We start from the raw sequence: 26,153 nt of genomic DNA, 5'->3' as shown, positions 1-26,153 counted from the left end.
ACAAGAAGCTATCTTATAAGTTTTTAAAAACCTCATTTTGAACTTGATTAGGTTTAAAGAATTTTTCACCTTTTAAGATAACTTCTTCTACTAACTATTGTATTCTTCTTAACGTTTCTGTATCTGTAATTGTTTCTCCTTCTTCTTCATAGGTTTGAGACCATTTTATAGTATTTTGTGTGAGTTCTATAATTTGAAAAGTTGCATCATCAAATACAAATGTACTTCCTTCATACGTGTATGGTAATATCGGGTAACTAATGATATCATTTTCTGCTGCAATACATTCACCATTTAATGGAAAATACTCTAAGTATCGTGCGTTTTCTGCGGTTATAAAATACTTATCAAAACAAGTATCGTTTGGCTCTATAAATTCAACTCCATCAGAAACTAGAGAAATCACTTCCCAGTCACCTATAATACTTTGCACATCATTTGTATTTGTATCATCATCACTTGAACAAGATGCGAACGCACATACGAATAAGATTGCCATTACTTTTTTAAACACAGTCATTTTGCTATTTTTTAGTTTTTAATTAAGCACTGGAAGTTTGTCTTCCTGCATTTTAGATAGCTAAAGTCCTGAAGATTGAGGAATCTTACAATTTAAGTTTTTGTGTATTTATAAATTCGCTATAAAAGCTGAGCGATAACTACTGTTTATAAGCAACTTACACTTTACAGTTTCTGCTTATGTTTCTTAGTGACATTTGGAATAAGCGTTTTATGAAGCGTGAGTTCGATGAGAAAAAAGGTGAGTTAAAAGCCATAGTATACTAAATAAGTATTTGTCACTTCGAGCGCAGTCGAGAAATTAAGGAGCATTTCTATTTTATTGAATCTCGACTGCGCTCGATTTGACACTTGTATAAAAAGATTAAACACATAAAAATAAACGTATCCCGAACTCAGGTCATTTTTATGTTTTACGATAACAACTGAATGTTATCCAAAATGATAAAGTAGTTTTTTATTCGTGAAAGTTTTCGAAATCGAACCTAATGTTTCATTGTCTTAGCAACATTGTCTTCATCTAAAATTTCGTTGGTTTCTGCTTGTACTTTTTTAAGAATCTCTTGTAAATCGGCTGTTGTATCAATTTCATGATCGGCAATCATATTCAACAACGCTTTATCTTGTGCACGTCCAATTTCCATTGCTTTGCTATATGGAATATTTTCGTTGAAAGTCACCATTGAATATTTAGAAAAATACTGATCTGGGAAGTTTTTTTCCAAGTCCATTTCTAATTTACGTTTTTCTTTAAAGATTGGACTTGCTACATGATCGCGCATTTCATAATAGTTATCAATTGCTAAGTCGGCAATCGCATCTGTATCTTTTTTACGTGCTTTTTCATACGCTTTAAAAACAGCTTCCCAATTACCTTCATACTGATCTAAAATCTCATCAAATACCACAACATCTTCAAAAGAAGCGTTCATACCTTGTCCATAAAACGGAACAATTGCATGCGCTGCATCTCCCATTAATAAAGTATTATTTTTATACGACCAAGGCGAGCATTTTACAGTTCCCAATGCGCCTGTTGGGTTTTCAAAGTATTCTTTAGTCAACTCAGGAATCATCGGAACTAAATCTGGAAATTGCGTTTCAAAGAATTCCTGTACGCGTGCTTCCGTCGTTAGATTGTTGAAATTGTATTCTCCTTCATCATACGATAAAAACAATGTTACTGTAAAACTTCCATCCAAATTTGGTAACGCAATAATCATAAAATCACCTCGTGGCCAAATATGCAATGCATTTTTTTCTGTACGAAATCCACCTGAAGCTGCTGGTGGAATGCTTAATTCTTTGTATCCATGATTGAGATAATTCTGCGAATAGCTAAATAAAAATTTACGTTCTAGGTAATAACTTTTACGCAAAATTGAACCAGCGCCATCCGTTCCGATAATGACATCTGCTTGTAGTGTAAATTCTTTTTTCGTCTCATAACAATAGAATGTTGCACTATTTTCTTCAATATCAATTGCCGTACATTTTTTGTTGAACGTAATATCTACCGCTTCATGTTCTTCGGCTTCTGTCAATAAAAGTCCGTTTAAATCGCCTCGTGAAATAGAATTGATATATTCATCATTGCGACCTGAATAGTTAGACATAAACGTATTGCTTTCAATATCGTGTATCAAACGTCCGTGCATCGGAATACATAATGGCATCATTTTATCAGTAATTCCTACCATATTCATGGCTTTGATTCCTCTATCTGAAAATGCTAAGTTGATCGATCTTCCAGCAGAAATATCGACTTTTCGCAAATCGGGACGACTTTCCATTACGGTAACTTTATAACCGCGTTGTCCTAAGCGTAACGCTAATAATGAACCGCACAATCCTGCGCCAACAATGAGTATGTTTTCTTTTGTCTGCATGTTATAAGCATTTTTTAAGTTCGTCAACCATTCTATACACGTCTTCAAATGTGTTGTATAACGGAACTGGCGCACAGCGAATTACGTCTGGTTCACGCCAATCGGAAATGATATGTTTGTCTATGAGTTTTTGATGTAATGATTTGTCAGCATTTTTAACTTGAATTGATAACTGACAACCTCTTTCTGCTGGGTTTGAAGGTGTAATAATTTTGATGCGATCGGTATCAACTTCATTAATTAAGTATTCAAAATATGCCGTCAACGTTTCCGATTTCTCGCGCAAAGCGTCCATTCCAACTTCATTAAACATATCCAGCGAAGCTTTAATAGCTGCCATCGATAATATTGGTGGATTGCTTAGTTGCCAACTTTCTGCACCTGGAATTGGATTGAAGTCAAAACGCATGTTAAAACGTGTTTCCTTATCGTGTCCCCACCAACCTGCAAATCGATTCAATTCTTTGTTGTGTGCATGTTTTTCATGAACGAATAAACCGGCTAAACTTCCGGGTCCAGAATTGAGATATTTATACGTACACCAAGCTGCGAAGTCTACATTAGAATCATGTAAATTTGGTTGAATATTTCCTGCACCATGTGCTAAATCAATTCCAACCATTGCGCCTTTTGCATGTCCGAGTTCGGCTATTTTTTTTATATCTAAATATTGTCCTGTGTAATAGTTTACTCCACCAATCATCAACAAAGCAATTTCGTCGCCTTCTGCTTCTAACATTGCTTCTAAATCTTCCATACGAAGCAATTCTTCACCTTCGCGTGGTTTCCACTCTAGCAATCCTTCTTTAGGATCGAATCCGTGAAATTTAAGTTGCGATTCTACCGCATAACGATCTGATGGAAACGCATCACTTTCAATAACAATCTTAAATTTTGTTTTTGTCGGTTGATAGAAAGAAACCATTAATAAATGTAGATTCGTAGTCAATGTGTTCATGATTACGACTTCTATTGGCTTTGCTCCTACTATTTTCGCCATGTTTTCAGTAAGAAACTCATGGTATGGCATCCAAGGGTTTTTGGCGTCAAAATGACCTTCTACACCTAAGTTTGCCCAATCTTTTAATTCTTGTTGAATGTATTCTTGAGTTACTTTTGGTTGCAATCCGAGTGAATTTCCACAGAAATATAACCATTCATTCCCATCAGCATCTTTTGGAATGTGAAATTTTGTTCGGTAACTTTTTAGAGGATCTTTTGCGTCTTGTTCTTGAGCGAACGCCAATGTATTTTGAAACATATTGAATGCTATTTTTACCAAAAATACGTATTAGATTGTTTTAAAAAAACTCAAATTAGGAATAAAGACAAATTAGTTATCCTTATTCCTAATAGTTTTTATTTTTTTATTTGTAACCTATAAAACCTTCTTTACCTTCAATAGTAGTCGCTACATATTTTTTAAAGTCTTCGTATTCTTCAGGAAGTATTGATTTTCCTTTGTCGGTACTTGCTTCAACCTTAACATTTAGTTGATTGTCTTTCTTTAATTCATACGACATTTTATAAGAATGTCCTTTATAAGTCAATGCAATGTTTTCAGGGTATTCAATGAATTTTTTCCCTTCAGGAACGATTAATTCATATTCTGTAATATATGTATCTACATTCTCATATTGAATGTATTCAATTGGATAGTTTCTTGTTTCAAAATTAATGATACTGTTGTTATATGCATTTGAAACATTTGGCAATTGCAATACGCTGATAGAACCTATTTTTTTAGCTTTTTCTTGTATGGTAGCTACTGTTCTAAATTTGAATACTTCACTTTCTCTTTTAGTTGTAATATTAGAAATCGTATCAATGGTAACATTTCCTCCAATTCGTCCTATTAGATCATCTTGAAGATCGTTTTTCATGAGTTCGTAACTACGGTTTCTTAGTCTTCCAGAATAGAAAGACACAACTTCACCTTCTAAAGTAGTTGTCATATCAAGGACTTGCTTTTCAGCATCGATAGTGACTTTTACTTTATTTTTAAATACACTTGACATTCTTTTTACATCCTTCAATTTTATTAAGTCAGATTTTGAATTTGTGTTTGCGTCAAATGGAATTTTTAATGCAGCTGCACCTTGCAAACTTACTGGCAATGCTTTGAAAGGAAGATTTTTATCTGTTAATTCTAAGAATTGTGAAACCCCGTTTAATTTTACCTCAGCAATGCAATGATTGAAGTCTTGACTTGGTAATATCAATGAGTTTTGTCCGTAATCTGATGTTAAGATCAATACCAGATTTGTATCAAGTTTTGCTTTTTTTGCCAATGCAACAAATAACGTTGAGAAATCTTTACAGTCTCCAAGTTTCGTTTTGATTGTTTTTGAAGGTCTTTGTGGTACAAATCCGCTTTGTCTGAAACTTACATAACTGTAGTTTAAGTTATTTGTAATATAGTAGTAGATTCGTTTTGCACGTTCTTCTTCAGAAATTTTAGTTACATCAGTTTCTGGAAATAACTCTTTATAAACTTCATCTACCGTTATATCAATATCAATTTGCTTTCTTACTAAATCTGAATACCATTTGGCAATTTCATCCCAAGAATCGATAGTACTAATATGCAAATAACGTGCTATATCTGCATCTCTAGGCATGTAATACTCTTCTTTTGGAAGTACATCAGCTGTGATTAATTCCCACGTGTACAAGTCATAATCTCCCTTTCTTTCTTTTTTATACTCTAATTTTCCATTGACAAGTTTATAGTTTAACTTTTGTCCTTTTGGCATTAAAATACTGTAGCTTGATTTTATACATGGCACAAAAGAATCAAATTGAAAAGAATCTGTATAGTCTTTATAAAATCTACCGTTTCCGCTAAAGTTGATTTCGTAATCTAGATGAATTACATCACCAATTTCCAATCCGTTAAATACGAGGCTTGAGCGCTGACTATCTGCTGGCACAACAGAACCATTTTTCTTTACAATTTCTGTTTTGATAATACTGTAGCTACCTGAAAGACCTAAATTATATTCTTTAAATGTATTTACACCTTCTTCTGTAAGGATTTCATAGACATTGCTAAATCGTGCTTTTCCACCACCTTCTTTAAATAAAATTACATCTTTATCATCTAATAAGATTGTGTAACCGTAACTACTTTCCTTGATTCTTCCACGTTCTTTTTCAATATAACCGTATATTTTTGGTTCGTGTAATTCTTCTAAAAAGTCTTTTTGATTTTGAATGTCTTGAATTTTTTTACGCAGTGATGCATTCTCCATGTTATGTAATAACGAGGCTTTATATGCTTTTACTGCTTTTTCTTTTTTTCCTAGTTTGATGTATACATCACCTTCGTATCGATCAGCTACAAACGAGTACGGGAAGTTTTCTTTTAGTTCTTTTATGTATGGCAATGATTTTTCATGACGATCATATTTATGAAGCTTTTTAATGATGTCAGATACAATAAAGTTATCACCTTTTATGTTTTCATAAACCTTTTTATAGAGCTTTAATGCCTTGTCTTTTTTGTTTTGTTTTTCATAATAGTAAGCAAGATTATTTACCGCTCTGTAATTGAAGTAATTGTCTACTAATTCTTCTAGAATCTCAATGGTTTTGTCCTCATCTTTTAAGATCGAAGCATACAAAGGTGCATATGTGTTTAACAATCGTGGATATCCGTCGGCTATTTTGATAAGTTTTTTCATGCTACTTTCTAATCCTTGTCGATCAGAATTACGTAGTTGCCACATTACTTCAGAAGATACTTTAAATATCTCTACATCGGTAGCTTCAGAAAAACGTTTTAAGAATTTTTCCATTTCATTAATATCCATACGGAACAATTCTTCAGAATCACGAAATTGATACGTTAGCGATAAATAATAATCTGGATCATCTAACTCTAAGTTTTCTTTGATTTTTTCAATGGTTGTGAAATCTTTCTCTAAAGAAAGAATTTTGATGCTCATTTTTCGTAATAATGAACTTTTTGGATATGATTTTAATAATGGATCTATGATTTTTCTAGCTTCCTTGAAATTTTCATTTCGCATGTACATCCTAATCAAACAATAATCGTAGAAAAAGTTGTTTGGATTTGCAGCTTTTTTTTCTTTGAAAAACTTTTCAAAAGTGCTTTCCAGTTTCACAGGATCAACTTTTGTTCCTTTTTGATAATCTTGAGTAGTACTACTATAGCTTATATCATTTATTGGCGTTCCGTTTTCATCAGTTAGTCTAGCAATAAAATAGCTTGTTGAGCTATTATCTGCATTTTTAATTAATAAACGACTTGTTCCTTTTGGTAAAGTAAAAGCTACGGCATATGCATCTAAATCGGTTTGTACATCTTCAGAATTTGTCAATAATAATTCATCATTCAACCAAACTTTAAAAGCAGCAGAGTTTCCTAAACGCAGTACTACCTTTTTGGATTCTTTAGAAGTAATAAATGTTTGTGCATAGTTTACACCACTTCCATATTCATTATGGTTTGTATAAAAATTGTATCCATCGGCTCCTTGATGCGTTGGTACATACCAGTTTACAAAACCATTACTATTAGCATTAAAATCTTCTTTAGATACTGCATTTGTTTCCGGTCCATACACTTCATCTAGTCCACTTTCATTTAGATTTTCAAATACACCACAATATTGCCAATCATTGATAAAATTCATCTTTGCAATATTCTTATAATACGCGTCCCAGTTGTTTCCATGTCTACTTACAATAGCATTCATGTAGAATATAGCATCTTTTAGGGTTTGATTTTTAAAAGCTACTTTGCTTACTTCTTCTACATTTTTTACAATTAAAGGATTGAAACCTGTTTCAATATATGTGTTAAAAAAATATATTTCATTCCACAATGCGTATAAATACATTTCAAAATCTTTGTCATTGACTACTTCTTCTATGAATTTTTTGTCTCTAGATAAGATTCCGTTTTCAACATTGATAATTTGCTCTGTAGCGAGCATTTCGAAATTAGTTTCTGCATTTAGTTTTTTAAACTCTTTGAGTGCTTTTTCTCTATCATTTTGTAAAAGAGCGTCCCAATAGTTTTTTTCTTGTGTTTGTGCAATACAGTTTAGGGAAATAAAAAATGTAAATACAATTAGCCAATATACTTTTCTCATAAATTTTATTAATTTTTTTTCTCGCAAATCTTGTAAGATCAAAAGTAAGGTCTTTTTTTATGTACACAAAAAATAAACTTCTAAGCGTATCATTTTGGACTTGTTTTAACCAATTTTGAACTTTTAATTGCTATTAATTGATATTTTTGCACAAATTAAAGAGTTATGCATTTTATTCCAGAAGCTTTAGATGAGTATGTTGTTGCACATTCTGAGAACGAACCAGATTTGTTGAAAGCCTTAACACGTGAAACCTACCAAAAGATATTACAACCGCGTATGTTGAGCGGACATTACCAAGGAAGAGTGTTGAGTATGTTGTCAAAACTAATGGCGCCAAAAACTATTTTAGAAATTGGAACGTATACAGGATATTCTGCATTGTGTTTGGCAGAAGGAATGCAAAAAGATGGTGCATTACACACAATAGACATTAACGAAGAGTTACACGATTTTCAACGCAAATATTTTGATGCTTCTCCATACGGAAACCGTATTCATCAGTACACAGGAGATGCCTTAGAAATTATTCCAACATTAGATACTACGTTCGATCTGGTTTTTATTGATGCAGATAAGCCAAATTATCCTGCATATTTCCATGCGATTATTGAAAAGATGAATCCGAAAGGTGTGATTTTGTCTGATAACGTTTTATGGAGCGGAAAAATAATTCAACCATTACAGAAGAATGATTTTTCTACCAAAGCACTTTTAGAGTACAATACGCTTTTAAAAGAAGATCCACGCGTAGAAACCGTTTTATTGCCAATTAGAGATGGCTTGACCTTGAGTAGGGTTTTGTAGTTGGCTGTTGGCTGTTGGCTAGAATATATGTTCTTCAATTACAAATTGAATATTTAATAACTTAATATTTTAACTTCGTTATTACTTTTGTTTACACTGAGCGGAGTCGAAGTGTTAATCTAAACTATTCAACTTCAAAATTCATAAACTTCAAAACGTCATTACGAGAAAGCATGACGAAGTAATCTGTTGCTATCAATTTTACAACATTGTCTTTGAAACATACCTATTATCACAAATTTATACTTCAGCAAATACTCCAATACAACAACCTATTTGAATTTAAAGTATTTCTCGATAGTTCTGCTGAGTGTATCGAAGTACTATTTTTCATTTCGTTGTACTCAATATAAAATCACTCGAAAAGACGTATTGATTATGTAGATCTATCTACTTAAAAATACTTCATCAATAAAAAAAGATTCCCAATTTTCATCAGGATTAGTCCAACTTACAATTTTGAGTTTCATTAAATTAAAAAAACTCTCGCCATTACGACGAGAGTTTCTCCCTATTTACTAAACTAAATATGCCAACTGTTCTATTGAACTGCTTGCAATGCGTCTATATTTCCATATCCATACTGAGAATTTTTGTTTGGATAGAAATCTGCAGATTGTTTCAATCTGTTTAATACCTGTGTTTTTGACCAGCTTGGATGTCTTGACCATACTAAAGCCGCAATTCCTGCTGTTGTTGCCGTTGCTACTGACGAACCACCTACATAATCCGTTTGGTTGTTATAGTAACTTAATACTGGCGTTGTTCTATTTCCGTTGCCATCACGCTGCATTACGATTGTGAAATCAATTTTGCTTCCTTTGTGACAAATGTCGCACTCTTCATAGTAGTTTGCATCAGTTACACCTGTTACTGCTACCGTTTCGCTCATCCATGCTGGAAATATTACTCCAACAAAGTTAGTAAAACTTGTGGAAGTTCCACCAGCTGCGAAGATTAATTTTCCTCTATTATTTGCATATCGTACCGCATCCTTGATTCTTCCTACAGAAATAATATGTCCAATAGACATCGAAATTACCTTTACATCGCTTCTGTTTCCTAAAGCTTTTAGTGCATTTGCTACACCTTTTTGTTCGTGATAACCGTCTAAAAGTACATTTTTTGTTCCACGATAGCTAATTAAATTTGCATTATATGCTACTCCAACTGGCATTCCGTTGTTATTTCTTGGTGCTGTTGCTACAGATGTCATACTTGTTCCGTGTCCGCAACCATCATTTGGTCCATCGGTATTTGATGACCAAGGCCACCATGAATCTACATATGTACCATATTTTTGAACGTATCTTCCTGATGAATATCCATCATTGAAGCTTCCGTTCATTAATGAATTGTTTGGTGTTAAACCTGTGTCAATTACTCCAATTCCAACTCCAGCTCCAGTACTGTAGTTCCAAGCAGATGGAATGTTGTGCTTGTAAAATGTCCAAGGAACTTTTGCCCCTGGCGCTACAGTTGTATAATCTGCAGAATTTAGCGTTGAAGACTCATATCCGCAACCAGCTCCAGATTTTGCTGTTACTTCATGGTCTAAATATCTGTAACCTGTTGGTTCAATATAACGAATTCCTTTTTGAGCTAATAACTCTTCTACTGTAGCTAAATCTTCAATTTTGACATCAATGATATTGAGTTTGTCATCTTCATCAATTAGAAAGTCCTTTTCTTTCTTTTGTCCGTTTCCTTCTAAAGCGCCAATTCGTTGAAGAAGTCGATTTTTAATTCCATCGGCATTCGAAGTTTCTTTATTGAAGTCATTGTCATCATTTCCATATCCAATGGTTAAAATTTGATCTCCATGGACTGTAGCACTCCATATTGTGAGTGCATCCATATTTGTCCATTCAAATCGTTCACGACTAGAAACAGTCTCGTTGATTTTCGCGTTAATTTGAGTTGGAGTAAGTGGCGTGCGTTGTAAAGAAACAACATTGCTTTCTTCTTCTATGGTTTCGATTGGTGCATCGTTAGAACAAGAAATCACGCTGAAAGCAGCCATAAGCACGGCTAACTTTAGGTTAAGATTTTTCATGTTTTATTGTTGATTGGTTAAAATTTTAACGAATATATTAATAAATTCGTAATTTTACTATGCGCGCATTGCAAATTCGATGAAATGCAACTCCAATCAAAATTCCAACAATAATTCCCATTAAAATATCAGACGGATAATGTACGCCAAAATATAATCGGCTATACATGAAGAGTACTGGCCAAATGTATAACAGACGAATCCTTGAAAATACATTTTTAAGCATCAATATTAAGAAAGTGGTAAGTGCTATAGAAACTGTTGCATGTCCTGAGAAGAAGCTATAATTTTTTGGCTGTATAATGATGTTGAGAAATGGTGCTACTGTAGGATCATTACATGGTCTCATACGTTCTACACCAATTTTTACGACTTCTACAATGAGTAGTGAAAAAATTAAAATAAAAATTCCGTAGCCAATAATATATTTTGCTTCCTCTTTAGAGAATTTCTTGTAGATTTTATAAAATATGAATAGTAATAATGGAATCCAGTAGACAAAACTTGTTATAAAAAGCCAAAAGGCTTCGAAGTTCATGTCTCCTAAATTGTTTAGATAGATGAGTAGTTCTTTATCGTATGTCAATAATCCATCAAGCATTAAAATTGCCTTTTGATAGGTCCTGACATGTCTTCGATATCTTCTTTTACTTTGTTTATTTCGTTTTGAACATCACCAGCAATGCCTTCTGCATCTATTGCATTATCTTCTGCACTTTGTTGAATTTCATGCTTTATTTCGTTGGTTGCATCTTTTAGTTGACGCATTCCTTTTCCTAGGCCACGTGCAATTTCAGGAATTTTGTCCGCTCCAAATACCATTACTACAATCAGCATGATTACAAATATTTCTCCTCCACTAATAAATAATGTCATATTCTGTTCAATTATTATACAAATATAAACAAGTAAATAGTATGATATAAAAAAACCAGCAAATAAGCTGGTTTTTTATATTTTTTTATAATGTCTTAGCAATTTTATTGCTTGATTTTATCTTCTTTAAATTTGCTAAAATCTGTCTTTCCATTTTCGTTTGGCCATATATTGTTTGAAGTATCAATATCTGCTGTTTCTAATTTTGGATCTAATTGTAAGTTCTTAATTTCTTTATTTGATGCGATTACAATTTTTACGCGATCATCATTTTTTCTCCAAACTTGAACAGGATATTTTATCATTTCAGTAGTACCGTCTTCATACGTACATTCTACAATGATTGGCATTACCAAACCTCCAGGCTTATTAAAAGCTACTTCGTAGAAGTATTTAGGATCGTCCATACTTGCTCTTTCTTCCGAAGAGAAGTTATCCATTAAATATTCTTTTAAAGTTTCATCTTGTTTTACTACAGATTTCCCTTCGTTTTCTTTTTTGTAACGATCGTCATCTTCTGGCACAAAGAATACAAAACTCGACTTTCCAGATTTACGTACTCCTACTTGGAATTTCTTTACACTTTCAATTCCGATATCTACATAATCAGTTGTATAAAACCAACCTCTCCAAAACCAATCTAAATCAATTCCTGAAGCATCTTCCATTGTTCTAAAGAAATCTTCTGGAGTTGGGTGTTTAAACATCCAACGTTTTGCATAGGTTTTAAATGCATGATCAAAAGCTTCATGTCCCATGATAGTTTCACGCAAAATATTTAATCCTGTTGCTGGTTTTCCATAGGCATTTGGTCCTAATTGGAATACATTTTCTGGATTTGACATGATTGGAGACAAACGATCTTGTCCACCTTTCATATAAGGAACTATTTTAGAAGCTTCTCCTCTACGTGAAGGATATTTTCCTCCTGTAGACGCTACTGATTCAGGATGTGCTTTTGCAAAATCTTGCTCAGCTAAGTATTGCATAAATGTATCCAATCCTTCGTCCATCCATCCCCATTGACGCTCATCAGAGTTTACAATCATTGGGAAAAAGTTATGTCCAACTTCGTGAATAATTACACTAATCATTCCGAATTTTGTACGTTCTGAATAACTTCCATCTTCACTAGGACGTCCGTAATTCCAGCAAATCATTGGATATTCCATCCCTTGATTTTTAGCATGTACAGAAATTGCTTTGTGATATGGATAATCGAATGTGTGATTTGAAAATGTCTTTAAAGTACTTGCTACTGCTTTTGTTGAGTATTCTTCCCAAAGAGGATTTCCTTCTTTTGGATACATAGAAACAGCCATTACTTTTTTACCATTAATGTCTACTGCTTGCATATCCCAAATAAACTTACGCGATGATGCAAAAGCGAAGTCTCTTACGTTTTCAGCATAGAACTTCCATGTTTTCTTTTTGTTAGAAAAGTCTTTCTCTGCAGCTTCCGCTTCTTCTTGAGTAACAATGATTACAGGTTTGTCGTACGAGTTTACCGCACGCTCATAACGCTTCATCATTTGCTTTGAGTATACATTTTTTCTATTCTGTAGTTCTCCTGTTGCATCTAAAATATGATCTGCAGGAACTGTAATACTTACTTTGTAGTTTCCGAATGCCAATGCAAATTCACCATTCCCCCAAAATTGATAGTTTTGCCATCCTTCTACATCATTGTAGACAGCCATACGTGGGAAGAATTGTGCTATTACATATGCACGGTTTCCGTCTTTTGGAAAAAATTCATATCCAGAACGACCTCTTTTGGTAACGTGATTGTTGATGTTGTACCACCATTTGATAGTGAATGATACTTTGTCTCCCGACTCTAATGCTTTTGGTAAATCAATACGCATCATCGTTTCATTAATTGTAAACGACATTGGTTTTCCCTTAGAATCATTTACATAATCAATGTTAAATCCTCCATCAAAAGGATCTGCTACATAACTATTTACAAATGTAGATGTTCTTTGCATGCGCGGAACACGTCCTCCATTTTTAAGTTTTGCTTGCGAATTTTTAGCTCGTACGTTTTGATCAAGTTGTACCCAAAGGTATTCTAAATCATCTGGAGAGTTGTTTGTATACGTAATAGTTTCTACTCCGTATAGTTTTTGATTTTTATCATCCAACTCAATGTCCATTTCATAATCGGCTTGTTGTTGGTAATATGCTTTTCCGGGAGCTCCAGAAGCTGTTCTGTACATGTTTGGCGTAGCAAACTCTTGATACAACTGTCTAAACTTATTATTATTAATGTGTCCCTGTGGCTTTTTATCTTCTTGTTTATCTTGTGCTACGACAAGATTAGCTCCCATAAATAAGAAAGCTAGAATGTAGAAATGTATACGTTTCATTAGGTTTAGTAAAATAGGTTTGTGTTTTTCAGACCTTAAAAGTAACTATTTTCAAAACTTTTTGTTAAAATTTTAACAAACCTTTATCGTTTTCTTTTACTAATAACAAGCTTTTTCGCTCATTATTGATTTTTACATGGACTAAGTTCTGCTGATCTTCTTCAATTTCGTAGAGAAGATCGTTTTCTATTTCGAGAGAATTTACACGCTCAACACCTTCAATTTCTAAGTAACAAACCGTAACGTCATCTTCATATTTTTTCCCGAGAAAGTTAAATGACTTCAACTCACCATCTACCCAAATCTTGATTTTTTTGGCGAGGTATTTTTGCATCATTCCCTCTACAACTTTAGGTTCTTTTTCAGTTGTTAATTCTCCTTTAAAATCATAACGTTCATTGAGAACACGTTGAAAATCATCAATAAAAATTCGAGTTGTAATTTGTAGTGCTTTTTCTTTAGTATTGTGTTCTATGTTTGTAACGCTCACATAAAATTTATGCACTGTTGTAAATGCAAATAATGGAACGATAATACACAACAAGAGTATTTTTTGAATTTTCATGAATCTATTTGACGTTTATAGTATTGCCACAAAGATATCCAAAAAGCATTCCATTTTATGAATTTTGCTTTTGCATCTTATTTTTAATTTTTTGTTTTGATTGATTTCAGGTATTCTTTACTCTGTTTTACCATAAAATCAATCATCAAGAATTCATTTTTTTCCAAGAATATGTCTTCAGAAGGCAATTGGTCATCACAATAATATAAAAAAGAGCTTATTTGATCTTCTGGAATTCCTAAGTTTTTTGTAAAGAATTCGTCTTTGTATCGGTAGCGAATTTCGTTAAAACTAGTACGTTCATATATTGGTTTTGCCCTTTCTTTTTTATTCTTTTTCTTTTTAAAAATAGCATTGGCAAGCATTCCTACCAATCCAAGAATATTTGCTCCTTGAAAGTTTGTTTGTCCCAAGGCTTCATTTTTCACTTCCGAATATCGGTCTTTTGCAAATTGATAATCTTTATATTTTGCAATTTGTTTTTCCTGAAAGTCTAAAAATTTCTCTTTGTTTTCGGGACTAATCACAACCTCATCCAATGCTTCAATTTTTTCCTTCACCTCAACGACTAGTCGATTGTTATTGATAATTTTATCTGTAATTACGATTTCACGAATTGTATACTGAACTGAAGAAAAAATTAAAATATCGTCCTTCTTTACACGAATTTCAAACTCTCCTTTATTGTTTGTAATTGCACCTTTACTTGTTGTATTATTTACAACATTTACTCCCGTAGCTTTCACATTTCTGTAAATAACAGCACCGCGCAAAATTTTGCGTTCTGCATCTTGCGCAAGCATTATAGTAGTAATAAAGAGACAAAATAAGAGTAATTTTAGCTTCATATTAGTTTGTATTGTTGGTTATACTAGTGTTGTTTTATTTGAAAGATAAAGAACCTGATTTTTGTCCTTAAAAAAATGCCAATGGACATTAAACTTTTGTTAAATCCTTTTAATGATTACTTTTACAATTTAGTATAAATTTTAGCTTTTACAATTTATGAAAAATATCATTATCGCTAGTACTTCTACAGTCCACGGAAGCGGTTATTTAGCATATATCCTTGACGAACTTTCTTCGTTTTATAAAGATACGGAAGAAATTTTATTTATTCCCTATGCACGTCCAGGCGGAATTACACATGATGCTTATACAGATATTGCACGAAAAGCTTTTGAAACCATTGGAAAAGGTGTTCGCGGTATTCATGAGTTTGAAAATCCTGTAGAAGCCATTGCAGCAGCGAAAGGAGTTTTTACAGGTGGCGGAAATACTTTTTTATTAGTTTCTCAATTATATAAACATGAAGTAATGCAACCGTTACGAGAAGCTATTTTTGATGGACTGCCGTATTTAGGCACAAGTGCAGGAAGTAATATTTGCGGACTTACGATGCAAACCACAAATGACATGCCTATTATATATCCGCCAAGTTTTAAAACGCTAGGTGTCATTCCTTTTAACATCAATCCACATTACTTAGATCCAATTGAAGGCAGTACACACATGGGGGAAACTCGTGAAACTCGCATTAAAGAGTTTCATAAATTTAATACACTTCCTGTGGTAGGAATTAGAGAAGGAAGTTGGATTCGTGTCAAAGGCGATCAAATTACGCTTGAAGGACCACACAGCGCACGAATTTTTGAACAAGACAAAATACCTTATGAACTTCCTGTAGGTTCTGAAATTACATTTCTATAATATAAAAACGGTTGTTGAGTTATCTCAAGCAACCGTTTTCTTTTTTATCTATTTATTCTCTTCTATCTCGCAAGGAAATTTTGTGTTATCTGGATCGCAGTGATCATAATGTGTTCCTTGTGCTCTTCCTCCATTTACTGTTGATAAATCATAAATAGAAACTTTTGTAAAGTTTAATTTCTGTTTGAATTGTCTTTTTTTCATGATACTTTTAATTTTATGTTTATAGACATTCAAACTAAAAATAGTTACGAAATTCAATTACGGTTTTACCGTAAAAAAGAAAAGCCGATTCAAAAATGAATCGGCTTTTTTGGAGCGAAAGACCGGGTTCGAACCGGCGACATTCAGCTTGGAAGGCTGACGCTCTACCAACTGAGCTACTTTCGCATTGCGGGTGCAAATATAGAGAAAGAGTAGCTATTTTTCCAAATGTTTTTTTAGATTTTTTTCAAAAAATGATAACCTCTCGCTATAAATCCCTGATTATAATAGAACTTATGTGATGGAAAATTTTCCACATATGTATTCAATTCAACTGTCGTAACACCTTTTTCTTTGCCATATACTTCAATCCATTGAAATAATTGCGCACCAATTCCTTTGCTTTGATAAGTATCTTCAATGTATACATGATCTGCTTCAAGACTTCTTCCACAGTAATGACGTGTCATATTCCACAAACCAAAACAACCAATTAATTGATCGTGATCGTAAATTGCGAATGCTTCATAATTTTGAGACAACATTTCTTCAAATCGTTCCTTCAATACATCCATCGGAACTTTGTGATGATTCATAATATCAAGATATGGCAAAATGATGTTAGCTTCTTCTTTTTTGAGTAACTTGAACGTAATTTGCATGCTGTAAATTTTTAATCAAAAATAATTTATTTCAGCCAAAAACAACTCCCAAATTAGTTATACTTTTGAAGAATTGTACAAATTTTGTGAATATGAAAACTCTCAATTTTAGCATTAAAGAAATCACCGCAACAACAGCTTTTGAAGTACGTCATCCTGTATTAAGAGAAGGAAAACCCATAGATTCTTGTCATTTTCAAGGAGACGATTTACCTACTACTTTTCATTTAGGATATTATGTAAATGAACAATTGGTCGGCGTGGTTACATTGATGAAAAATCCTTATAAAGAATTGAATACTAAAAATGCGTATCAATTGCGCGGCATGGCCGTTTTGGCTACTTTTCAAAAACGAGGTATTGGAGATGCGTTGGTAAAAAAGGCAGAAGAAATGATTATCGCTCGTGGCGGAACGTTTATTTGGATGAATGCACGCGAAATTGCCGTTCGTTTTTATGAAAAACTACAGTATCAAAAACATGGTGCTCCGTTTACCATTCCTAAAATTGGTCTACATTTTGTAATGGTTAAAACATTAACGACTCTTTAACGCTGATGGAAAACTAAAAATAGTACTTTTTGAGGCTCAATCATCAATGAAAAACAGTATCCCTCATGAAAAAAATTATCTTGTTACTTGTATTTGCGAGCACACAATTAGTGGCACAAAAAACCGCAAATATTACTTTTGAAAAAGAGCTTGCTACACCTAACGTTTTTTTACAGCTTCCTGATTTTAAAAATATCAATGTTCGTGATATGGCAATTTCACCAACGTATGACGAAATTTTCTTCACCCTTGATGCACCCAAAAATGCATTTAGAACTATTTTAACTTCTAAGAAAGTGAATGGCACATGGTCTGAGTTTACGATTGCTTCTTTTGCTGGAAAGTATCATGATATTGAACCTGCTTTTTCTCCTGATGGAAAACAATTATTCTTTGCGTCTAAACGACCAATTGAAAACGAAACAACTCCGAAGAAAGATTACGATATCTGGTTTTTAACTAAAGAAAACGGCATCTGGGCAAATCCAACACGATTGCCAGAAACGATCAACACCGATAAAAACGAATATTATCCTTCTATTGCGAATAACGGAACTGTTTATTTTACCGCAGAACGCGCAGACGCGAAAGGAAAAGAAGATATTTACAAAAGTGAGTTTACAAACGGAAGCTATCAAACACCTGTAAGTTTAGGTACTGGAGTGAATACCAAAACGTATGAATACAACGCTTATGTAAGTCCAGATGAATCTTTTATTGTTTTTGGTTCGTACGGTAGAAAAGGAAGTTTAGGTCGCGGCGATTTGTATATTAGTTTTCGCGAGAATGGAGTGTGGAAAGATGCGGTTCATTTAGGAAAACTTATAAATTCCAATCAAATAGATTATTGCCCGTTTGTATCTTTTGACAAGAAGTACTTTTTCTTCACCAGTGAAAAAAGCACTATACAACCGACATACAAAAATATGTCTATGCATAAATTAAAAGAAGTAATGAATGATGGCAGCAATGGGACTTCAAAAATTTACTATCTTTCGTTTGATAAATTATTAAAATCACTTTCACTTGAATAGAAAAAACTTCATGAAGCTTTTAGGACTTGGCGCTGTTGCATTGCACAGCTTTCCTAGTATGGCATTCAACAAGAAGAACTCAGATACTTTAGAATTGATCGGAAAAGGAAATCCAGCTGTTTTTGGAAAAGGGTTTTCTTTACGAAAAGAAGCCTATGATGCTTTTGTAAAAATGCGTGAAGCAGCAGCAAAAGAAGGTATTGATATACATGTTGTATCTAGTTATCGTACGTATGCACATCAAAATAGAATTTGGGAACGCAAGTACAAACGTTTTACCAAACAAGGCTTATCTCCTATAAAAGCAATAAAAAAAATTATTACGTATTCTACCATTCCAGGAACTTCCAGACATCATTGGGCAACCGATATTGATATTATAGATAAGAATACAAAATATAGTGGTGATGTGTTGGTTCCGAAAAAATTTCACGGTGATGGTCCATTTTGCAAACTTCGCGAATGGCTAGAAGAAAATGCCAATACGTATGGTTTTTATATTGTGTATACAGATCAAAACAATCGCAAAGGTTTTAAATATGAGCCTTGGCATTATAGTTATGCGCCACTTTCAAAACCGATGCTGAAGGAATACAGAAAGTTGAAGGTAAAAGAGATGCTTCAAGCAGAGAAACTACTAGGAAGTGAGCATTTTAACAAAGAGTTTATCAATTCATATATTAAAGAAAATATTCTCGATATCAATCCTGAGCTTTTATCCTAAGGTTTTGTATTTTTATAGAACATTATATTTAACACATCATGAGAGGAAATAATGTAAAAATTAGATTGTTGATCGGACTCGCTATTGTGGCATTTGCTTTTTTTAAGAAATGTACCAATCGTGAAACAAATCAATATACAGGACGTACACAAACCATCAACATGACTGTTGAGAAAGAGATTGCTATTGGTTTTCAAAACCGAAACGCAATGGCAAGCGAATATGGCGGATTGTACCCAGATCCAGGAGCACAAGCACGTGTAGATATGATTGGTGCAAAATTAGTCAACATGAGCATGGCAAAAGAATCTGGTTATAAATTTGAATTCCATTTGCTCGCTGATAATAGATCAATAAACGCATTTGCTTTACCTGGCGGACAAATTTTTATTACGAATGCCTTGTATAGTAAATTGGATGATGCGCAATTGGCTGGCGTGCTTGGGCATGAAATTGGACATGTGTTGGGACGACATTCCGCAGAGCGAATTGCAGAATCTGATTTTTGGCAAACGCTTACCGCAGGCGCTTCTGTTGGTGCCGATTTGGGAAATTTGGTCGGTGGTATAGGACAGAATAAGTTATTAAAAAATGGACGTCAAGACGAAATAGAAAGCGACAAACTTGGTGTTGAACTGATGATGTATGCAAATTATAATCCAGAAGCCATGATTGAAGTAATGCAAATTTTAAAAGCTGCTGCTGGTCCAAATAGAACTCCTGAATTTCAAAGTACACATCCCGATCCTGATAACCGAATTGAGAAAATTAAAGAAGTGATTGCTTCGCATAGGTAGCTGTTGGTTGTTGGTTGTTGGTTGTTGGTTGTTGGTTGTTGGTTGTTGGAAAATACTTTTACATTTAATATTTAGCATTTTAAATTTAGTTGATTCGTTTTTTGTGTATTTGTCAATTCGAAGTTTCAAACTTTACTTTCATAAAACTCAACACCTCATCCCCAAGACCTAATACCTAATACCTAATACCTAATTTGCTTTGATAGTAATTCAACATTTAGCGTTTAGCATTTAGCACTTAGTATAACTTCAAAAAACGATGGTAAAACAGTAACTACACTTTTATTTTTCTCTTTATATTTCTAGTTATTAACCTTTTAATTAAATAATCATGAAAAAAAAGAGAAACCAATTACGCTTAAACAAGAAACAAGTGAGTACACTAAATCAATCTGTCGTTACAGGAGGAAGACGTGGACCTTCTAATCAATGTCCAATAGAAACAATACAAATTACTAGATGTTATGGAGCTAATCAATGTCAAAAATGGCCTGATTAAAGATTACTATTTGTATAAAATAAAAAAGCCGTTTCTCTACAGAAACGGCTTTTACTTTTAAGTAACTTTAACCTTTAACCTTTAACACTTCCAACTTCTCACCTATTACTGTAAGCTTTTGGAAATTTAACACGTATCTATAAACCTTACTGTTTTAATACTTTAAACGTCGCCTTTATATTTCCAGTCGTTGTTAATTGTATAAAATATAAGCCAGTTTTATACTTTTCCATATCTATAGATTTTGTAAAAGCACTTTCATATAAAAGTTTTCCACTAACACTATAAATTCTTACTGTTTTTAAGTTTTTTAATCCGTTTTCATTAATGTTTAAGGTATTCTTAACTGGATTTGGAGAAAGTGTGATGGCTTCTTTTAAATTAAATTCTGATGTATCTAAAGTAGCATCATTCGTAATATCCCATTCGTCAGTAATTGTAATTAAATCTCTTGAAAGTTGTAATTTATAAGTGTTTGTACCATTGTCAGGAACAAAACTAGTGCTTGTAGTTGTTGCAAATTCTGTGTCATTTTTTAACCATGATGCAGTATACCAATCCAAACTATCAAAATTAGGAATTTCTTCAAAAACATCAGTTTTCGTAATTTCGGCATGAGATAATATACCAGTATTAGTTGCAGCGCTATAGTCTTTAAGTGTTGTTACACCAGTATCACAATCACTATATCCATAATACCCTACTAAATTGGCATATTTAGGATGCGTATTTTTTATTTTACTTTGCATTAATAGCGCTATATCAGAAACATCTAAAACTTCATTCCATATAGAAACTTCAGTCATTAAACCATCATAAAAATTTCCTGTAGATAAACCAGAGTCATACTCTTGCCCTAAAGAATATACGCTTGTAGCTGTTGCATCTTGACCATTTGTATACGTTAATACAGATACACCGTCTACATAGGCAATAGTTTCATTTGTGGCGTTATTATATGTATAACCTACATGATGCCATAAGCCATCATCTAAAGTTGCACTAGTACTTCTTGAATTTGAACCATCAAATACTTGTAATACTTCCGATGTTGACAGTTGTAAATTACAGATATTACCTCCGCCACTTGAGTTTATTGCAAATAACATTTGACTTGTACTTGTGACATTGGTTGGCGCTTTTATCCACATAAAAGCAGATCTATTACTTGCTGCTAATTCATCTTGAACAATATCTAAATTTACAAATCTACCATCAGATTTATTAAATTCTAGATACGATACAAAACTGGTTTCGGCATCATAATCTATGGGGACAGTAGTATCTATAATTTCGTCTATTAAGTTATCTTGCGTTTCTGCTGTATGATTTATCGTAACACTATAATAGGTTCTATTTACACCTATATCTTCGGCATGAAATCCTGTTTCTGTAAACGTATAACCGCCTGGCGTTGTATACGGTTCACACTGAGTAATAGTTTGAGTAGTACAGATAAACCCTCCTGGACAATCTGGTGTAAATTTGAATGTAATCTCAGTATCAATGCCTGCTCCTGTTTGTTGATTATGATTAAATACTCCAACATAATAGTATTTATTTAACTCTAATGATGCCATAGGAACTTGTATCGAATCTCTAAATCCACAAAAATTACCTGGAACATTGTGGTGTGTCAAATCTGCGGTACTGGTAACATTTCCATCTGCAGATTCTGTTTTGTAACCTAACATACTACTACTTAAAGGTTGGAAAACAGACAAATCTCCTCTGAGTGTTCCTGGAACTGGTGGCTTGAATTTGTAAAATAACAAATCGCAACATGATGGTTCGCATGTTGTTAGCCCGTGTGCCGCACCAGTATCATGATCATCATGAGTTGTATCAACAGTTCCTGAATTGTATGTTGCTCCACTAGATATTACTGGTGTGATATCGAGCGCTGTTCCTACGGTTGTATTTTGACCAAAAAATAAAAAGGGAGAAAGGAGAAACAAAATGAGTACTTTTTTTTTCATAAACTAAATAAATGATTAGGGTTAAATAATTTTCGACCAAACTTATATATAAACACCATAAAACAGACTATACTTTGGTATAGTCTTACGGTTTTATTAGGAAAATATGATTGTTTTAAACCTGAAAGGAAGATTATTTTTTAATCATTTAATATATATTTGCCTTACATATTTATTCAAAATAATAAATGCTCAGAAGACTACTTTTCTTTTTTCTCGTTTTTAATAGTATTGTTTTATCATCTCAAAATAGTCTTCTTTTAGATTCTTTGAGTACAGAAACAACTATAAAAACTCATTTAGATTATTATCATGATGCTTCTAAAAAAGAAACGATTAAAACAATACAAGGAAAGAAATTTTCTTTTTATGGAAATAAAATTTTCCCTGGAGAACAAGCACAAAAGTTTTGGTTTAAACTAGGACTTCATAAATCTGAAAACCATAAAGGTGAATTTTTCTTTTTATTGAATACAGTTTCTATTAACAAAATAGTTGTCTATCAGAATATTGATTCTAGATATAAAAAGCAGTATGAGTTTCTAAAAAATGGAGAAAAAGATATAGAAATCCCTTTTAATTTTACAACGACTAGCAATTTTCTATTTGAGGTATCTTTTGCGAAGAGTATTTATTTTCCAATTCAAATAAAGAATAAACAAAGTTTAGATAAACTACATAAAACCAACTTAGTTATTTATGGTATATACTATGGTTTTGTATTAGTTGTTGTATTAATAAATCTGTTTTTTTATCGACAAACCAAAGAACGTTTTTTTATATATTACATATTATTGGCTATAAGTATCGCATTAATCTTATTTGAACTAGACGGATTAGTGTTTTTTTTGTTTGGTGATGTTAATTGGATTTTATATTTAGATGTTGTATTACATACATTTTTACTAGCTAGTTTTGCGCTTTTTACAACTGAGGCTTTACAGTTGAACACATACATACCTAAACTGAAATGGTTTGGAATTATTATCGTTTTATTAAATATACTTTCATTTTCAATTTATATATCAACTAATAGTCTTCTTTCGTATTCATTAGGAGAGCTTTTTAATCTAATAGGCTTATTAACTTATTGGTTTGCAGGAATACTTTTTTTAAAAAAATTAGTCTTTGCTCGTTTTATGTTTATAGCCTATTCTGTGATTATTATTTCAAATATTATTTACGTTTTACCTTCTGAGTTTGGAATGGAAGATTTAGGATTTACACCAACATCATTTAAAATAGGAAGTGTAATAGAAATGTTAGTTTTTCTCTATGCAATCTCCTACAGACATAAAACTCTTTCTAAAGAAAAAACACATATTGAGCAAGAGCTAGAATCTCATAAAAAAGAACTTTTTAAAAAAAATAAAGAAATAGAAATCAGTATCACACAAAAAGTAGAAAACTTTAAAGATAAATTTAATCTAACAACAAGAGAAGTAGAAATACTAGACTACATTATACAAGGTGAAAAAAACAAAGAAATTGCAAATAATTTATTTTTAACAGAAGCAACTATAAAATACCATTGCGCAAAATTATATGGAAAAACTGGAGTTAAAAGTAGAAATCAATTAACAGCTTTGTTTAATTCTCAGTGAAAGGTTACATAATTCATAACCTTCTTAAAATTACACCAAAGGATCACTAAAGTGTAAATCATCAAAAAAACAAACACTAAATCAAATAAATTAGTGTTTTACCTATGATTTCGGCAAGATTCTAACATATACAAAAAGTACAATGAAGCATCTAAAATTTAACAGACATAAAAAAGCCGTTTCTCTACAGAAACGGCTTTCTCTTTTTAGATACTCTTGCAATTATTTGGAAGCGTTCTCTAATATTTTTTTAGCTTTCAATGCTTTAGAAATTTTTGCATAATCTACAGCAGTACGTCCGCCTTTATCTTTTATATCTACTTCTGCACCATTTTCTAATAATAAGTTAATGATCTTTACTCTGTTGTAACGAGCTGCATACATTAATGGTGTTTTTCCATTTGAAGTTTTGTTTACATTTTCTCCGAACTGGATCATTTTTTTCACAGTTTCAAAGTCTCCTTTTGAAATAGCAACACAAAATGGATTTACTTTTACAATGCTTGTCACTGTAATTTTGTTTGATGTTGTTGCTGATTCGTTGTTTCTTTCAGTTGCGTTAGCCGTAGTGAATGAAGCTCCTACTATAAGAGCGATCATAAAGATTGTTTTTTTCATAATGTTTGTCGATTTTTAAATTGATGATTGTTGATTTTTATAATTTGATTATGCTAAAGAGACGACAGCAAATTAGAATTGTTTCAACAAATATTCAATTATAACACTTCCTTAACCTTTTGCTTTATAATCTGTTAAAGCGCTCTTAAAAGTTTCAGATGCATTAAGAATTTATATAGTTTTCTTTAAGAGTTTCTTAATAGACATTCTTTGATGCTTTTACAGAAAAAACAGTCTTTTTTTGTGAATTTGATAAACCTTTACCAAAAAGCCGCGTTTTTTGAGTTTGCGTTGTGTTATGTAATCAAATACACTTATTTTTATTTTTTTAAAATTATCTCGCATGAATAAGAAAGTCATTTTAATGATTTTAGATGGATGGGGAAAATCACCAGATCCAAAAGTTTCTGCCATTGCAAACGCAAATGTTCCGTTTATCAATAGCTTATATACAAAATATCCGAATGCCAATTTACTTACTGATGGAATGAATGTCGGTTTGCCCGAAGGACAGATGGGAAATAGTGAAGTTGGACACATGAATTTAGGCGCAGGACGCATTGTGTATCAAGATTTGGCTAAAATTAACTTAGCTATTCAGAATGATACATTAAAAGATGAAACTGTCCTAAAAGAAGCGTTACAACATGCGAAGGATCACAATAAAAAAGTTCATTTTTTAGGATTGGTTTCTGATGGTGGCGTACATTCACACATTAATCATTTAGAAGGTTTAGTCAATCTTGCCAACAGTTATTCACTAGACAATGTATTTGTACACGCATTTACAGATGGTAGAGATGTGGATCCGAAATCTGGAAAAGACTTTATAGCTCGTACAGAAACATTCTGCCGAAAGGCAAATGCAAAATTAGCAACTATTACAGGGCGTTATTATGCAATGGATAGAGATAAACGTTGGGAACGCGTACAGTTAGCATACAACGCATTGGTGCATGGAAAAGGAACATTGAGTTCAAATGCTACACAAAGTATTCAGGAAAGTTATGATGCAGGTGTTACGGACGAATTCATTCAGCCAATTGTCATGACAGATGGAGCTAATGAACCAATTGCCAAAATTGAAGCAGATGATGTGGTGATCTTTTTTAACTTTAGAACAGATCGTGGACGTGAATTGACAGAAGTTTTATCACAACAGGATTTCCCTGAGTTTGACATGAAAGCACTTCCTCTCTATTATGTGACATTGACAAATTATGATGCTTCTTATAAAAATGTGCATGTCGTTTTTAATAAAGAAAATATAAAAGATACACTAGGAGAAGTATTGGCGAAACACGGTAAGAAACAAATTCGTATTGCGGAAACTGAAAAGTATCCACATGTAACGTTCTTTTTCAATGGCGGACAAGAAACACCTTTTGAAGGCGAAGAACGCTTATTATGTCCTTCACCAAAAGTAGCTACCTACGATTTACAACCAGAAATGAGCGCGTACGATATTCGCGATAAAATTATTCCTGAATTGAAAAAAGCGACCACTGATTTTGTGTGTTTAAATTTTGCCAATCCAGACATGGTCTGTCTCTTATACACATCT

23 protein-coding genes and 1 tRNA gene are annotated in these 26,153 nt (G+C 32.8%); 9 read left to right on the top strand and 15 right to left on the bottom strand.

Annotated elements, in window-relative coordinates:
* Positions 1-94 precede the first annotated feature (94 nt).
* From ACRBBL_RS16260 to ACRBBL_RS16245, 4 genes are all read right to left on the bottom strand, one after another.
* Positions 95-520 carry a hypothetical protein gene (locus ACRBBL_RS16260; RefSeq protein WP_431370128.1) on the bottom strand — a complete coding sequence of 142 codons (426 nt, stop codon included), beginning with the start codon at positions 518-520 and terminating at the stop codon, positions 95-97.
* Positions 521-1,004: 484 nt separating this feature from the next.
* Positions 1,005-2,408: an FAD-dependent oxidoreductase gene (locus ACRBBL_RS16255; RefSeq protein ID WP_431370127.1), complete on the bottom strand. Its 1,404-nt coding sequence runs from the start codon at positions 2,406-2,408 to the stop codon at positions 1,005-1,007.
* 1 nt (position 2,409) lies between these two features.
* Positions 2,410-3,669, bottom strand: a complete 1,260-nt coding sequence (gene kynU, locus ACRBBL_RS16250; RefSeq protein WP_431370126.1) for a kynureninase — start codon at positions 3,667-3,669, stop codon at positions 2,410-2,412.
* Between the two features lie 106 nt (positions 3,670-3,775).
* Positions 3,776-7,531 carry a DUF3857 domain-containing protein gene (locus ACRBBL_RS16245; RefSeq protein ID WP_431370125.1) on the bottom strand — a complete coding sequence of 1,252 codons (3,756 nt, stop codon included), beginning with the start codon at positions 7,529-7,531 and terminating at the stop codon, positions 3,776-3,778.
* A gap of 165 nt (positions 7,532-7,696) precedes the next feature.
* Here ACRBBL_RS16245 and ACRBBL_RS16240 point away from each other — a divergent pair, with 165 nt between their 5' ends.
* The gene (locus ACRBBL_RS16240; RefSeq protein WP_431370124.1) at positions 7,697-8,338 is read left to right on the top strand and encodes an O-methyltransferase; all 642 of its coding nucleotides are present in this window, start codon (positions 7,697-7,699) and stop codon (positions 8,336-8,338) included.
* Positions 8,339-8,879: 541 nt separating this feature from the next.
* Here ACRBBL_RS16240 and ACRBBL_RS16235 read toward each other — a convergent pair.
* From ACRBBL_RS16235 to ACRBBL_RS16210, 6 genes are all read right to left on the bottom strand, one after another.
* Positions 8,880-10,394: a S8 family peptidase gene (locus tag ACRBBL_RS16235; protein WP_431370123.1), complete on the bottom strand. Its 1,515-nt coding sequence runs from the start codon at positions 10,392-10,394 to the stop codon at positions 8,880-8,882.
* A 37-nt stretch (positions 10,395-10,431) separates the two neighbouring features.
* The gene (locus ACRBBL_RS16230; RefSeq protein ID WP_431370122.1) at positions 10,432-10,995 is read right to left on the bottom strand and encodes a phosphatase PAP2 family protein; all 564 of its coding nucleotides are present in this window, start codon (positions 10,993-10,995) and stop codon (positions 10,432-10,434) included.
* Complete coding sequence (locus ACRBBL_RS16225) at positions 10,995-11,270, bottom strand: Sec-independent protein translocase subunit TatA/TatB (protein WP_431370121.1); 276 nt, start codon at positions 11,268-11,270, stop codon at positions 10,995-10,997. The genes ACRBBL_RS16230 and ACRBBL_RS16225 overlap by 1 nt, the downstream gene beginning before the upstream one ends.
* A 104-nt stretch (positions 11,271-11,374) precedes the next feature.
* Positions 11,375-13,642 carry a M1 family metallopeptidase gene (locus ACRBBL_RS16220; protein ID WP_431370120.1) on the bottom strand — a complete coding sequence of 756 codons (2,268 nt, stop codon included), beginning with the start codon at positions 13,640-13,642 and terminating at the stop codon, positions 11,375-11,377.
* A gap of 64 nt (positions 13,643-13,706) precedes the next feature.
* Positions 13,707-14,207 carry a DUF6702 family protein gene (locus ACRBBL_RS16215; RefSeq protein ID WP_431370119.1) on the bottom strand — a complete coding sequence of 167 codons (501 nt, stop codon included), beginning with the start codon at positions 14,205-14,207 and terminating at the stop codon, positions 13,707-13,709.
* A gap of 83 nt (positions 14,208-14,290) precedes the next feature.
* Positions 14,291-15,055: a carboxypeptidase-like regulatory domain-containing protein gene (locus ACRBBL_RS16210; RefSeq protein WP_431370118.1), complete on the bottom strand. Its 765-nt coding sequence runs from the start codon at positions 15,053-15,055 to the stop codon at positions 14,291-14,293.
* Positions 15,056-15,212: 157 nt separating this feature from the next.
* Here ACRBBL_RS16210 and pepE point away from each other — a divergent pair, with 157 nt between their 5' ends.
* Entirely contained in the window at positions 15,213-15,917 is a 705-nt protein-coding gene (gene pepE / locus ACRBBL_RS16205; protein WP_431370117.1) for a dipeptidase PepE, read from the top strand.
* A gap of 48 nt (positions 15,918-15,965) precedes the next feature.
* Here the strand turns inward: pepE and ACRBBL_RS16200 are convergent, their stop codons facing one another.
* From ACRBBL_RS16200 to ACRBBL_RS16190, 3 genes are all read right to left on the bottom strand, one after another.
* On the bottom strand, positions 15,966-16,121 hold the full coding sequence (locus tag ACRBBL_RS16200; protein WP_431370116.1) for a hypothetical protein: 156 nt from the start codon (positions 16,119-16,121) through the stop codon (positions 15,966-15,968).
* Between the two features lie 110 nt (positions 16,122-16,231).
* Positions 16,232-16,307, bottom strand: a tRNA-Gly gene (locus ACRBBL_RS16195).
* Between the two features lie 50 nt (positions 16,308-16,357).
* Positions 16,358-16,783 carry a GNAT family N-acetyltransferase gene (locus ACRBBL_RS16190; RefSeq protein WP_431370115.1) on the bottom strand — a complete coding sequence of 142 codons (426 nt, stop codon included), beginning with the start codon at positions 16,781-16,783 and terminating at the stop codon, positions 16,358-16,360.
* A 92-nt stretch (positions 16,784-16,875) separates the two neighbouring features.
* Here ACRBBL_RS16190 and ACRBBL_RS16185 point away from each other — a divergent pair, with 92 nt between their 5' ends.
* The 5 genes from ACRBBL_RS16185 (at position 16,876) to ACRBBL_RS16165 (ending at position 20,388) form a co-directional block, all read left to right on the top strand.
* Positions 16,876-17,334, top strand: coding sequence for a GNAT family N-acetyltransferase (locus ACRBBL_RS16185; protein WP_431370114.1), 459 nt, complete (start codon positions 16,876-16,878; stop codon positions 17,332-17,334).
* Positions 17,335-17,399: 65 nt separating this feature from the next.
* Positions 17,400-18,368 carry a TolB family protein gene (locus ACRBBL_RS16180; RefSeq protein WP_431370113.1) on the top strand — a complete coding sequence of 323 codons (969 nt, stop codon included), beginning with the start codon at positions 17,400-17,402 and terminating at the stop codon, positions 18,366-18,368.
* Positions 18,361-19,092, top strand: a complete 732-nt coding sequence (locus ACRBBL_RS16175) for a M15 family metallopeptidase (RefSeq protein ID WP_431370112.1) — start codon at positions 18,361-18,363, stop codon at positions 19,090-19,092. The genes ACRBBL_RS16180 and ACRBBL_RS16175 overlap by 8 nt, the downstream gene beginning before the upstream one ends.
* 38 nt (positions 19,093-19,130) lie before the next feature.
* Entirely contained in the window at positions 19,131-19,889 is a 759-nt protein-coding gene (locus ACRBBL_RS16170) for a M48 family metalloprotease (protein ID WP_431370111.1), read from the top strand.
* A 331-nt stretch (positions 19,890-20,220) separates the two neighbouring features.
* The gene (locus tag ACRBBL_RS16165; protein WP_431370110.1) at positions 20,221-20,388 is read left to right on the top strand and encodes a hypothetical protein; all 168 of its coding nucleotides are present in this window, start codon (positions 20,221-20,223) and stop codon (positions 20,386-20,388) included.
* A 146-nt stretch (positions 20,389-20,534) separates the two neighbouring features.
* Here ACRBBL_RS16165 and ACRBBL_RS16160 read toward each other — a convergent pair whose 3' ends face one another.
* On the bottom strand, positions 20,535-22,367 hold the full coding sequence (locus ACRBBL_RS16160; RefSeq protein WP_431370109.1) for a LamG-like jellyroll fold domain-containing protein: 1,833 nt from the start codon (positions 22,365-22,367) through the stop codon (positions 20,535-20,537).
* Between the two features lie 188 nt (positions 22,368-22,555).
* Between ACRBBL_RS16160 and ACRBBL_RS16155 the strand changes: the two genes are divergently transcribed.
* On the top strand, positions 22,556-23,971 hold the full coding sequence (locus ACRBBL_RS16155) for a 7TM diverse intracellular signaling domain-containing protein (protein WP_431370108.1): 1,416 nt from the start codon (positions 22,556-22,558) through the stop codon (positions 23,969-23,971).
* Positions 23,972-24,193: 222 nt separating this feature from the next.
* Here the strand turns inward: ACRBBL_RS16155 and ACRBBL_RS16150 are convergent, their stop codons facing one another.
* Positions 24,194-24,589: an ankyrin repeat domain-containing protein gene (locus ACRBBL_RS16150; protein WP_431370107.1), complete on the bottom strand. Its 396-nt coding sequence runs from the start codon at positions 24,587-24,589 to the stop codon at positions 24,194-24,196.
* A gap of 343 nt (positions 24,590-24,932) precedes the next feature.
* On the opposite strand from ACRBBL_RS16150, the gene gpmI reads away from it, so the two are divergent.
* The coding region (gene gpmI / locus ACRBBL_RS16145; RefSeq protein ID WP_431370106.1) for a 2,3-bisphosphoglycerate-independent phosphoglycerate mutase at positions 24,933-26,153 on the top strand (1,221 nt) is incomplete at its 3' end.

The organism is Kordia sp. (assembly GCF_050633145.1).
Lineage (GTDB): Bacteria > Bacteroidota > Bacteroidia > Flavobacteriales > Flavobacteriaceae > Kordia.
This window is presented reverse-complemented; position numbering and strand designations above follow the sequence as displayed.